Source organism: Buchnera aphidicola (Pemphigus populi) (genome assembly GCF_964058935.1).
Taxonomy (GTDB): Bacteria; Pseudomonadota; Gammaproteobacteria; order Enterobacterales; family Enterobacteriaceae; genus Buchnera_C; species Buchnera_C aphidicola_D.
The window spans coordinates 384,573-398,180 of sequence record NZ_OZ060372.1 but is presented as its reverse complement, the minus strand read 5'-3'; the positions used below and the strand labels follow the sequence as shown (position 1 = coordinate 398,180).

Sequence of the window (13,608 nt, the reverse complement as noted above, 5' to 3'; positions counted from 1 at the left end):
TTTTCTTATATAAATACTCTGAAATACAGAAATATTTTAATAAAATTAACATAAATTTGGTAACAGTTTATTATTAATAATAATATTGTCGTGCATAATCGCTTATATAAACAATATGTCGGTATGGATATATAGTTTTTTATTTTTAGTAAATATTATATGTTAATTTAACCTTTATATTTTTAGGATATAATTTTGATGATTAAAAAAAAAATCAATGTATTCCAATAATTGGTTGCATAATCATTTTTGTGATAAATATGTAAAATTAGCTCATAAAAAAGGATTTAGATCAAGAGCAACATTTAAGTTAGCAGAATTAAATAATTCTGATAAAATTTTTCAATTGGGTATGACTGTGATAGATTTAGGATCAGCACCTGGTAGTTGGTCGGAATATGCTGTTTCTAAGATAGGAGAAAATGGTAAAATTATAGCATGTGATATATTGCCTATGGTGCCTATTAAAAATGTACATTTTATTCAAGGAGATTTCAGAGAGAAAATTATTTTTGATAAACTATTGAACCATGTAAGATCAACTTCTGTTAGTGTAGTAATGTCTGATATGGCTCCTAACATAAGTGGACATTCTTGTATTGATATTCCTAAATCTATTTTTTTATGTAATTTAGCTCTCAACATATCTAAAATAACATTAGTGTCAGGAGGAACATTATTGTTAAAATTATTTCAAGGAGAAGGATTTGATACATTTTTAAAAAAAATTCATAATTTGTTTTCAATAGTAAAAATTCGTAAACCAAATTCTTCTCTAGCTAGTTCTAGAGAAGTGTATATTGTAGCAGCTAAGAAAAAATAATTATCTCTTATGCTGTTTTTTAAATATTATTGTAATAATGAGGTTAATACCTTGAGTGACATGGTTAAAAATCTGATTCTTTGGTTAGTCATTGCAGTAGTATTCATGTCTATATTTCAAAGTTTTAATTCCGATGATGGAAATATTCGCAAAATAGATTATTCAACTTTTTTATCAGAAGTCAACCAAGATCAGGTCCGAGAAGTGCATATAAATGGGCACGAAATTAATGTTGTCAAAAAAAATAATAATAAATATACAACATATCTTCCAATTAATGATGTTAAGTTACTTGATAATCTTTTGGTAAAAAATATTAAAGTAGTAGGAGAAGCTCCTGAAGAAACAAGTTTGATAACATCTATTTTTATCTCTTGGTTTCCGATGTTTTTATTAATAGGGGTTTGGATTTTTTTTATGCGTCAAATGCATCTTGGTGGTGGTAAGGGAGCCATGTCGTTTGGTAAAAGTAAAGCTCGTATGCTATCTGAAGATGAAATTAAGATTACTTTTTCTGATGTAGCTGGTTGTGATGAAGCTAAGGAAGAAGTTGGTGAATTGGTCGAATATTTAAGAGAACCTAGTCGTTTTCAGAAATTAGGTGGTAAAATTCCAAAAGGAATTTTAATGGTAGGTCCTCCGGGCACAGGAAAAACATTGCTTGCAAAAGCGATAGCTGGAGAAGCTAAAGTTCCTTTTTTTACTATTTCTGGATCTGATTTTGTTGAAATGTTTGTTGGAGTAGGAGCATCACGGGTACGTGATATGTTTGAACATTCTAGAAAATCTGCTCCATGTATAATATTTATTGATGAAATTGATGCAGTAGGTAGGCAAAGAGGTACCGGTGTTGGTGGTGGACATGATGAAAGAGAACAAACATTAAATCAGATGTTAGTAGAAATGGACGGATTTGAAGGGAATGAAGGGATTATTTTAATAGCTGCTACAAATCGTCCTGATGTTTTAGATCCTGCTTTATTGCGACCCGGTCGCTTTGATAGACAAATAGTAGTTGCTTTACCTGATGTCAGAGGAAGAGATCAAATCCTTAAAGTACACATGCGTAAAGTTCCGTTAGATAAAGATGTTGATGCAATGATTATTGCTCGTAGCACTCCTGGATTTTCTGGTGCAGATTTAGCTAATTTAGTCAATGAAGCAGCTTTGTTTGCGGCTAGAATGAATCGGCATACTGTATCCATGTCAGAATTTGAAAAAGCTAAAGATAAAATTATTATGGGTTCTGAACGTCGGTCTTTAGTTATTACGGATGCACAAAAACAAGCTACAGCTTATCATGAAGCCGGTCATGTAATTGTAGGTAGATTAGTACCTGAACATGATCCTGCTCATAAAGTAACAATTATTCCAAGAGGTAGGGCTTTAGGAGTGACGTTTTTTTTGCCGGAAAGTGATACTATCAGTATCAGTCGTCAAAAGCTAGAAAGTCAAATATCTACTTTATATGGTGGTCGTTTAGCTGAAGAAATTATTTATGGTGAAAAAAATGTGTCTACTGGTGCTTTTAATGATATTAAAATCGCAACTACTTTAGCAAGAAATATGGTTACTCAATGGGGTTTTTCGGATAAATTAGGACCTTTATTATATGCCGAAGAAGATGATGAAATATTTTTAGGTCGTTCGGTAGCTAAAGCAAAACATATGTCTGATAAAACAGCTAGAATTATTGATGAAGAAGTGAAATTATTAATAGAATTTAACTATCAACGAGCAAGGAGTATTTTAAATAATAATATGGATATATTACATGCTATGAAAGATGCATTGATGAAATATGAAACAATTGATTCTTTACAAATTGATGATTTAATGGCTAGAAAAGAGGTTCGCAAACCAATAGATTGGAAAGATCATTCTTCTATTAATTAAATGAAGTAAAATATTTTTATATTTTAACTTTCAAAGGATTGTAGAAATATATTGGTTCATAGAAATATTTAGTATTATTTTAAGTTAATAAAAATAGGAAAATAATTTAAGAGTATTGTAAATTTTATATCTATTTTTTTAAAAAATAAAAAATAGATATAAATCCAATAAATATTCCCGTGTTTAAATTGAATAAATTTTAGATATAAAATTATTATTTCTTGTTATTACAATAATATACGACTATCTCTTTATTTTATAGGAGATAGTTGTTTTAAAAGTGATTGTTTTATCAATATTATCATTGACTAATATTTTAAATTTTTTAGTAGTATTTAATTTTTAATTTTTATATAAAAATTATTTTTTATTAAAACAAATAAATCATTTTTATATCATATTTTATATATTTCGAAGATTTAATGTCAATTAAATAAAAAATGATATAAAAATCATTAAATAATTAGATGTTTAATTTAAATAACAATATTTGAAATAATGAAAGTATTTTTAATGTGTGGGAATAAGAGAAATATAAAGATAGTACTTATTTGTATACTTTTTATTATATTATGTGGTTATAGATGGTTTATATCACGATAGTGAAATAGAAAATTATATTTGTAAAATATACCCGTATTATTAGTTTTATGTTATTATTAGTAATAAAAAATTTATCACTAATTTTAGATTATTAAAATAATATAATAAATGTTAAAAAATATAAAATATGATTTTATATCACGTATATTTTAAATATTTTTCTAAAAAAGTCAATATACAGATGTTGAAAATTTTATATATATAAAATATTAGTCAATTTTATTAGTACTAAAAAACAATAGGATAGCTAAAATATTTGCAGAGTGTAGTATATTTTATCACTAATTTCAATTAATTCATGTGACTAATATCAATTAGTTTTAATGTTTAATAAAAATACTCATTTTAATAATAATTAGTACTTATTAAAATAAGTAAGACATATCTTATATTTTAAATATTGTTATTATGATAGATTAGTTTAATAATGGAGTATTTAGGAATATTATTAAAAAGTTTTAAGTAAATTTATAATTTTAATTTTTTATATCAAGTATCATATATTATATATGATTACTGTTTTTAAAAAAAAGTAACTGTATATTTTATTTTTTAAATTTATAATAAGAATTATTTCATATTTAAAAATAATAAAAATCATTGAACATAAGAGAAAATGTTTTGCAATTTAACATTGCACAATGAAAAAATTAAAAAAATATTTTTTATATTAAAAATTTTAAAAAATTAGTTAATTGCGTACAGAATACTATTCTGTTTTTATTTAAATAAATTTATGTAATTTTTTTGATATATTTAAAAAGATAAAAATCTATATACTAATAAAAAGTTAAAAAATATAGACGACTAAAATAAAATTTTAACCAGTAAGTAAATGATAACATCACATTCATTTAGAACTAAATTATTAATTAAAATTGTATGATCAGCAAAATTTACTAAAAAATTATATTAATTTCACTTTATAAAAAGTATAACATCTATTTATATCTAAGTAGTATTTAAATATGGTATTCATTATCAATACGATAAAAAAATTTAAAATATATAAATATATTTTATATTGTTATTAAATTTGTTTATATACAAAAAAATTTTTCAATAGTGATGAAAATAGGAATCTATTTCGTATGTATCATTTTTTTTTAAGCGTATTTTTTTTCGTATCAGTTATTTTGATTTTTTTAATTATGGTACAACAAGGTAATAATATAGATTCATCTAGTTCTATTGCCAGTTCTGAAAAATTATTGACTCATTCTAATCGTAATAAATGTATTACTTATATTACTATTTTTTTTGCAATTATATTTTTTATTACTAGTTTAGCATTATCTAATATTCATATTAATAATAATAAGATTAATGCAAGTAGTATACTGGATGATTAATAAATTTAAAAATTAAAAGAATATATTTTCTTATAGTAGATTATAATTAATTTTTTATCTGTAATATTTTTTCAATTTAGAACAATATTAATTAAGAATTAAGCCGAGGTGGTGAAATTGGTAGACACGCTACTTTGAGGTAGTAGTATCTTTTTATCCAAGATATACGGGTTCAAGTCCCGTCCTCGGTATAGATCATTAAATAATTAATATTTTATTTACTATATAGTGGTTTTATTTTCATTTTTTTAATATTATTTAAAATAAAGATATATTTTTTATTATTAATAATAATATTGATTATATGATAAGCATCATCTTCCCCGACTATTCGGGGTTTTTTATTATTAAAAATATTTATTTTTTTTAAAAATTGTTTTCTTATTATTTTTTACAAATTCAAAAAAAATATAATTTATATTATATCAGCATATAAAAATTATATTAAATAGTTTTTTTAAAAAAATATCATTGGATAAGATGTTAAAACATTAATATTGGTGGTATAAAAAGTGTTTTTTAGTAATTTTAAAAAAATAAACTTAGCTTTATTTTTTCAATTTAGAATCGAGGCTAATTAAGGTGAATAAAGAAATTTTAGCTGTTGTGGAATCTGTTTCTAATGAAAAATCTTTACCACGTGAAAAAATATTTGAAGCTTTAGAATGTGCGTTAGCTACGGCAACAAAAAAAAAACATGATCAAGAAATAGATATACGAGTAAAAATTAATCGCAAAAATGGAAATTTTTACATATTTAGACGTTGGATCGTGGTATCGCAAGTTACTCAACCAACAAGGGAGATTACATTAGAAGCGGCTCGTTTAGAAAATAATACAATACAACTAAACGATTATGTAGAAGATGTAATTCAGTCTGTTACTTTCGATAGAATTGCTACTCAAACAGCAAAACAGGTTATTGTTCAAAAAGTAAGAGAAGCTGAACGTGCTATGATAGTGGAACAATTTCAAGAATATAAGGGTAATATCATTACTGGAATTGTAAAAAAGATAAATAGAGATAATATTATTTTAGATTTAGAAAACAATGCTGAAGCATTAATTATGAAAGAAGATATGTTACCAAGAGAAAATTTTAGATTAAGTGATCGTATCAGAGGAGTTCTTTACGCTATTCATCCTGAAGCTCGTGGAGCTCAATTGTTTATGACTAGGTCTAAATCAGAAATGTTAATTGAATTATTTCGTATTGAAGTTCCTGAAATTGGAGAAGAAATCATTGAAATTAAAGCTGCAGCTCGTGATCCAGGTTCAAGAGCGAAGATTGCGGTAAAAACGAATGATAAACGAATAGATCCCGTGGGAGCATGTGTTGGAATGAGGGGTGCGCGAGTTCAAGCGGTATCTAGTGAATTATGTGGGGAAAGAATTGATGTTGTTTTATGGGATAGTAATCCAGCGCAATTTGTAATTAATGCTATGGCTCCAGCGGATGTATCTTCTATCATTATGGATGAGGATCGTCATACTATGGATGTTGCCGTAGAAACTGCTAATTTAGCTCAAGCTATTGGTAGAAATGGTCAAAATGTGCGATTAGCTTCCCAGTTAAGTGGATGGGAATTAAATGTAATGACAGTGGATGATTTAAAATCAAAATATAAAGAAGAATCACATTTGATTAAAAGTGTATTCAGTAATCATTTAAGTGTTAGTAAAAATATTATTAATATTTTAATTGAAACAGGTTTTTCTTCTTTAGAAGAAATAGCTTATGTTCCTTTTAATGAATTATTGTCCATTCCTGGAATTGATAAAGATTTAGCTCAAATTATTAGACAGAATGCAAAAAATGCTTTAAATATACAGGAATTAGAAAAAAAAGAAAAATTTGAATCAATTAGTATTAAAGAAGAGTTATTGAATTTACATGGAATGGATCGATCTTTAGCCATCAAGTTAGCCAATATAAATATATCTTCTTTAGAAGAATTAGCCAATCAAGGGGTTGATGACCTTATTGATATTGAAGGTTTAGATACTGATAAAGCAGGTGCGTTAATCATGGCAGCACGTAATATTTGTTGGTTTGGAAGCAAAAGTTAATAACAGGAAGGAATGGAATGACAGATGTAAGTATAAAATCATTAGCAAAAGAATTAAATATTCCGATAAAAAAAATAATTGATATTTTTTATAAAATAGGTATATCAAAAAGCATTAGCGATTTAATAACTCAAGAAGAAACAACCGTTTTATTAAGTTATTTACGTAAAGAAAAGAATTTTTTTCAAGAATCATTAATTTTAAAGAGAAAAACATGTAGCTTTTTAAATGTTTCCAGTACTGGAGGGAAAAATAAATTAGTTAGAATTGAAATAAGAAAAAATCACACTTATTTTAAAAATAATGTAGAAAAAGATAAGTTTTGTTTTAATAAAATTAGCATGAATGATACTAAAAAGGAAAAGGAGACTATAATTATTAATAGTAGAAAAAAAATTATGATTAATATTAAAGAAGAAAATAAAAAAAAAATAATTAATAAAAACACACGTGAAGTAATTAATAATAGTACATCTAATATGTTAGGTGATAAATTAATTACTTCTAAAAGAGTTGAAAAAAATAATCGTGATTATAAAGTGAAAAATACAAAAAAAAATATAGATAGACGAAATTCTTCCATAGAAGAAAAAAAAATATTTAAAGATAGATCGCATAACCAAATAAGTAAAAAAAATATAAAAGAAGATTATCATTTAACTACGTTCTTACATGCTCGTCAAGCTGAAGATGATAACGATAGAGCAGTAGAAATTAGTCGTCGTATTAGAAATAAAAAGATTAGAAATACTCGTTATAAGAAAAATAATAAAAACTTAGAATCTAAAAAAAATCGTGAAGAAATACAATCAGAAATTCGTACTATAAAATATAGTAAACAAAAAAATAAATCTAGCATATTACAACAATCTTTTAAAAAACCACTTTTGACTATCAATAGAGATATTATAATAGGTGATGCATTAACTGTATCTGAATTAGCAAATAAAATGGCAGTAAAAAGTTCTGAAGTTATTAAAAGAATGATGAATTTAGGTTTAATGATTACAATAAATCAAGTTATAGATCAGGAAACAGCTCAATTGGTGGCTGAAGAAATGGGTCATAAAGTCACCATACATCGTGATAATCAAGCAGAAGAATTATTAATGCAAGATAGAAAAAAGAATTGTGGGATAATGGAATCACGACCACCAGTTGTAACTATTATGGGTCATGTTGATCATGGTAAAACGTCATTACTAGATTATATACGATTAACTCAAACAGCATCTAAAGAAGTCGGTGGTATTACTCAACATATAGGTGCATATTATGTACAAACAAAAAATGGTATCATTACATTTTTAGATACACCTGGGCATGCTGCTTTTACCGCGATGAGAGCAAGAGGAGCTAAAATTACCGACATAGTTGTTTTAGTTGTTGCCGCTGATGATGGTGTTATGCCTCAAACCATAGAATCTATACAGCATGCAAATGCTGCTAAAGTTCCCATCATTGTTGCCATTAATAAAATTGATAAGATAGAAGGTTCACTTGATCCATTAAATAAAGAATTAATAAAACATTCTATTGTTTCTGAAGAATGGGGGGGAGAAAATATATTTGTTAAAATTTCTGCTAAGTCAGGATATGGTATTAAAAATTTACTTGATGCAATTTTATTGCAAGCAGAAATATTAGATTTAAAAGTGGTGTTTAGTGGAATGGCCAGCGGAATTGTAATTGAGTCTTTTCTTGATAAAGGACGGGGTCCTATTGCAACGGTATTAATTCGTGAAGGAACATTAAGAAAAGGAGATATTCTGCTGTGCGGTTGTGCACATGGTAAAGTTCGAGCGATGAGAAATGAAAGTAATAACAATATTATAGAAGCAGGTCCTTCTATTCCAGTACAAATATTGGGATTATCTAGATTGCCAGAGGTTGGTGATATATTTAACGTAGTGAATAATGAAAAAAAAGCTCGTGAAGTGGCTTTTTATCGACAAGGTAAATTTCGTGAAATTCAATTGTCTAAAAAGAAAAAGATCAAGTTAGAAAACATCTTTGATCATATAGAATCGGGTGACAGCTCTGTATTGAATATCGTCTTAAAATCTGATGTTCAGGGTTCTTTAGAAGCTATTTCCGATTCTTTAATTAAATTATCTAGTAATGAAGTAACAATTAACATAGTAGGATCAGGTGTAGGAGGAATTACTGAAACAGATGTTTCTTTAGCAGTAGCTTCTAGTGCTATTATTGTAGGATTCAACGTTAGAGCGGATACTTCTGCTAAACGTATGATTATATCAGAAAATATAGATGTGCGTTACTATTCGATAATTTATAAGTTAATTGATGAAGTAAAAACAGCTATGTTGGGTCTTTTATCTCCTGAATATAAACAAGAAATTATTGGATTAGCGATGGTTAGGAATGTATTTCAATCACCAAAATTTTCTGCTATTGCTGGTTGTATGGTAACTGAAGGTGTTATAAAAAGGAATAACCCTGTACGTATATTAAGAAATAATATAGTAATATATGAAGGGGAATTAGAATCACTGCGTCGTTTTAAAGAAGATGTAAATGAAATTAGAAATGGAATGGAATGCGGTATTGGTATAAAAAATTATCACGATATTCGTATTGGAGATATCATAGAAGTATTCGAAGTTACAGAACATCAACGTAGTATTGAAATTAACCATTGATATATCAATAAATTTATTTCTTATAAATTATATTTAGAGAATTTTTTTATGTTACATGCAGTTAGCCGTGCTCATAGAGTAGCCCAGGAATTAAAAAAAATATTATCATTTATTATTCAATATTCATTAAGAGATCCTCGTTTAAATAAGATGATAACAATATCTGAAGTTCTTTTATCTACTGATTGCAGTTACGCTAAAGTTTTTATTACTTTATTAGAAAATGAAGATAAACTAGTTATCATCGAAACTATTAAAGTTTTAAACAATGCTACTGGTTTTATTAGAACATTATTGAGGAAGAAAATAAATTTACGTATTATACCAAAATTGTTTTTTATTTATGATAACTCATTTATTAATGGTATTAAAATATCTAATATTATTTCTAATGAAATAAAAAAAGAAAAAATACATAATAATACTATTGACTATAAGAAAGGAAGATAAATATTGTTTCCCAAATTTAATAGTATTCATGGTGTATTATTAATAGATAAACCGTCTGGTTTGTCTTCTAATAACGTATTACAGAAAATAAAAAATTTTCTTGGTATTAAAAAAGCTGGTCATACAGGTACTTTAGATCCCCTTGCTACAGGCATGTTACCAATTTGTTTTGGTGAAGCTACTAAATTTGCACAATATTCTATTAATTCTGGTAAACATTATAGAGTTATTGCAAAATTAGGTGAATCAACTACAACATACGATTCAGATGGAGAAATAATAAAAAATCGTTTGATAAATTTTACTGATGATGAATTTAGTAAAGCATTAAAACAGTTTCAAGGTAACATTAAACAAGTACCTCCTATATATTCTGCTATCAAATATAAAGGAATACCATCTTACAAATATGCAAGAAAAGGAATTAAGACACCTCGTATTAATCGAACGGCGGTTATACATCAATTGATATGTATTGAAAGAAGAAAAAATTTTTTTGAACTAGAAATAAAATGTTCTAAAGGTACTTATATTCGTACTATTATTAATGATTTAGGAGAAATATTAGGTTGTGGTGCTCATGTAATATTATTGCGTCGTTTACAGGTTGGAAGTTATCCAATAAATAAAATGATTACTTTAAATAAATTATATTCTCTAGTAAAAATTAATAATTTTTTTTTGAAAGAAAATATATATGATTTTTTAATGCCTATTGATTCTCCTATTGCGTCTTTTCCAGAAGTCATAATTTCCAGTAGATCTGCATCTTATTTTAGAACGGGAAAAATGATTAAAATTTCTTATTTTCATAAGAGTCAATTTGTGCGGGTAATGGAAGGGAAAAAATTTATTGGATTAGGTGAAAGTGATAATCAAGGTCATATAAAACCAAGACGTCTATTATCTAATTACAAGTAACGGATAGAAATTAATCATAGTAATAAATATAAGTTCATTACAATACTAATTCACTTTAAAATATGGAGAATAAAATGTCTCTTGATGAGATAGAAAAGAAAAAAATATTTAAAAAATATGGATTGAATGATAAAGATAGTGGTACATCTGAAGTGCAAGTAGCTTTACTAACTTCTCAAATAAATTATTTACAAAATCATTTCTTAATACATAAGAAAGACCACTCTGGAAGACGTGGTTTATTAAAAATGGTTTCTAAACGTCGAAAATTATTAAATTATTTAAAAAGAAAGAATATGATTCGTTACAATAAAATTATTGAATTTTTACAACTACGTCGTTAGAAAGTAAAGATATCCGTCTCAATAAACTAATTTTTTCGTATCAATAATATAAGATTTATAAGAGATTCATATTTTTTAAAGGGCTGAATTAGCCCTTTTAGTCTATAAAAAATTATAAAAACATATATTCACAGCAATATATAATGTAATCATATATATTAGATTACATGTATCATTAAAATTTATATATTAAGGATGTTATTTTGTTAAATCCGATTGTTCGTAAATTTCAGTATGGTAGGCATACTGTTACTTTAGAAACTGGCATAATGGCACGACAAGCTACTTCTGCTGTAATGGTTAGCATGGATGATACTGCTGTATTTGTTACTATCGTTGGTGAAAAAATATCAAAATTAGGACAGAGATTTTTCCCTTTAACCGTTAATTACCAAGAAAGAACTTATGCTGCAGGAAGAATTCCAGGAGGATTTTTCCGTAGAGAAGGGCGTCCTAGTGAAAATGAAATATTGATAGCAAGATTGATAGATCGTCCTATTCGTCCTTTATTTCCAAAAACATTTTTGAATGAAATTCAAATAATAGCTACTGTAGTCTCTGTTAATCCTCAAGTAAATCCAGATATTGTATCTATTATTGGAGCGTCAGCAGCATTAAGTTTGTCTGGTATTCCTTTTAGTGGCCCTATTGGTGCAGCCAGAGTAGGTTATATTAATAATAAATATATTTTGAATCCTACCGTAGAAGAATTAAAATCAAGTCATTTAGATTTAATTGTTTCCGGTACAGAGACTGCTGTTCTCATGGTTGAAGCAGAAGCTAATGTATTAAGTGAAGATAAGATTCTTAATGCTATTTTATTTGCTCATAAAAATCAAAAAGTAGTAATTGACAATATTCGATCTTTTTCAGATGAATATGGTAAATCTGAATGGAATATAAATTTATTACCAATAAGTAATCATTTAAATTTTTATATTTTAGAATTATACAAGGAAGAAATTAGCAGCGCTTATAAAATTATTGCAAAAAAAGAAAGATTCGAAAAGCTTAAATTAATTAAAAGTAGTATAATGGAACGATTGATTAATGAAAATATTACGTCAGACGAATCAGAAATTGAATATATTCTTTATGATATTGAAAGAAATATTGTACGTAATCGTATTTTAAATGGAGAATTACGTATTGATGGAAGAGAAAATGATATGATTCGTGCTTTAGATGTAAGGACTGGAATTTTACCTCGTACACATGGTTCTGCTTTGTTCACCCGAGGTGAAACACAAGTATTAGTATCTACTACTTTGGGAACATCTCGAGATGCTCAAAGTTTGGATGATTTATTGGGAGATAGAACCGATAATTTTATTTTTCATTATAATTTTCCTCCTTATTCTGTGGGTGAAATAGGGATAGTTGGTTCCCCCAAAAGACGTGAAATAGGTCATGGTAGACTTGCAAAACGAAGTATGTTAGCAGTTATGCCTAAGGTAGAAGATTTTCCTTATACTATAAGAATAGTATCTGAAGTTACTGAGTCTAATGGATCTTCTTCTATGGCGTCTGTTTGTGGAGCATCATTAGCTTTAATGGATGCAGGTGTTCCTATTAGTGCAGCAATTGCTGGTATTGCGATGGGGTTAGTGAAAGAAGGTGATAAATATGTAATATTATCTGATATATTAGGAGATGAAGATTATCTTGGTGATATGGATTTTAAAGTTGCAGGAACCAAAGAAGGTATTACAGCATTACAAATGGATATTAAGATTGAGGGAATTACCAGTAATATAATGAAATTAGCATTAAATCAAGCGAAAAGTGCTCGTTTGCATATTTTACAAGTTATGGAAAAAGCATTAAGAATTCCTCGTACTGATATTTCCGAATTTGCTCCTCGTATACATAAAATAAAAATAAATCCAGAAAAAATAAAAGATGTTATAGGTAAAGGAGGATCTGTTATTCGTATGTTAACTGAAGAAACAGGTACTACTATTGAAATTGAAGATGATGGTACAGTTAAAATTTCTGCAATTGTTAAAGAAAAAGCCATGAATGCTATTCGTAGAATTGAAGAAATTACTGCGGAGATTGAAGTAGGTAAAATTTATATTGGTAAAGTTACACGAATTGTTGATTTTGGCGCTTTTATTTCTATTGGTATAGGGAAAGAAGGCTTAGTACATATTTCTCAAATATCTAACAAAAGAGTAGAAAAAGTAACGAATTATCTTAAGATTGATCAAATTGTATCTGTAAAAGTTTTAGAAATAGATCGACAAGGGCGTTTACGGCTTAGCATTAAAGCTGCAGAATAACTGTTTATTAATAAAAATAAAAATTTTTATATTTAAAATATTTATATATAATTTTTATATATGAAAATAGTGTTTTTTATTTAAAATTATTCTATTATTTTTAATAATAATATAAACTTATTTTTTACTAAAAAATTAAATTAAATTTACTTTTTATGATATTAAATAAACTTTTCTATGTTATAGATAATGTATAATAAT

The 13,608-nt window shown here is 26.6% G+C and carries 9 protein-coding genes and 1 tRNA gene; all 10 read left to right on the top strand.

What is annotated here, in order from left to right; genetic code table 11:
* Positions 1 to 217: 217 nt before the first annotated feature.
* The gene (rlmE, locus tag AB4W65_RS01645; protein ID WP_367673431.1) at positions 218 to 823 is read left to right on the top strand and encodes a 23S rRNA (uridine(2552)-2'-O)-methyltransferase RlmE; all 606 of its coding nucleotides are present in this window, start codon (positions 218 to 220) and stop codon (positions 821 to 823) included.
* A gap of 60 nt (positions 824 to 883) precedes the next feature.
* Positions 884 to 2,719: an ATP-dependent zinc metalloprotease FtsH gene (ftsH, locus tag AB4W65_RS01640; protein ID WP_367673430.1), complete on the top strand. Its 1,836-nt coding sequence runs from the start codon at positions 884 to 886 to the stop codon at positions 2,717 to 2,719.
* Positions 2,720 to 4,413: 1,694 nt separating this feature from the next.
* Entirely contained in the window at positions 4,414 to 4,674 is a 261-nt protein-coding gene (secG, locus tag AB4W65_RS01635) for a preprotein translocase subunit SecG (protein ID WP_367673429.1), read from the top strand.
* A 102-nt stretch (positions 4,675 to 4,776) separates the two neighbouring features.
* Positions 4,777 to 4,865: transfer RNA gene (locus AB4W65_RS01630), tRNA-Leu, on the top strand.
* Positions 4,866 to 5,256: 391 nt separating this feature from the next.
* On the top strand, positions 5,257 to 6,744 hold the full coding sequence (gene nusA, locus AB4W65_RS01625) for a transcription termination factor NusA (protein ID WP_367673428.1): 1,488 nt from the start codon (positions 5,257 to 5,259) through the stop codon (positions 6,742 to 6,744).
* Positions 6,745 to 6,761: 17 nt separating this feature from the next.
* Positions 6,762 to 9,407 (top strand): translation initiation factor IF-2, encoded by a 2,646-nt coding sequence (gene infB, locus AB4W65_RS01620; protein WP_367673829.1) that lies wholly within the window; start codon positions 6,762 to 6,764, stop codon positions 9,405 to 9,407.
* Positions 9,408 to 9,455: 48 nt separating this feature from the next.
* Complete coding sequence (rbfA, locus tag AB4W65_RS01615) at positions 9,456 to 9,857, top strand: 30S ribosome-binding factor RbfA (protein ID WP_367673427.1); 402 nt, start codon at positions 9,456 to 9,458, stop codon at positions 9,855 to 9,857.
* A 3-nt stretch (positions 9,858 to 9,860) separates the two neighbouring features.
* Entirely contained in the window at positions 9,861 to 10,778 is a 918-nt protein-coding gene (gene truB, locus AB4W65_RS01610) for a tRNA pseudouridine(55) synthase TruB (RefSeq protein ID WP_367673426.1), read from the top strand.
* A 74-nt stretch (positions 10,779 to 10,852) separates the two neighbouring features.
* Positions 10,853 to 11,122: a 30S ribosomal protein S15 gene (gene rpsO / locus AB4W65_RS01605; RefSeq protein WP_367673425.1), complete on the top strand. Its 270-nt coding sequence runs from the start codon at positions 10,853 to 10,855 to the stop codon at positions 11,120 to 11,122.
* Between the two features lie 203 nt (positions 11,123 to 11,325).
* Entirely contained in the window at positions 11,326 to 13,407 is a 2,082-nt protein-coding gene (pnp, locus tag AB4W65_RS01600) for a polyribonucleotide nucleotidyltransferase (protein WP_367673424.1), read from the top strand.
* The last annotated feature ends 201 nt before the right edge of the window (positions 13,408 to 13,608 follow it).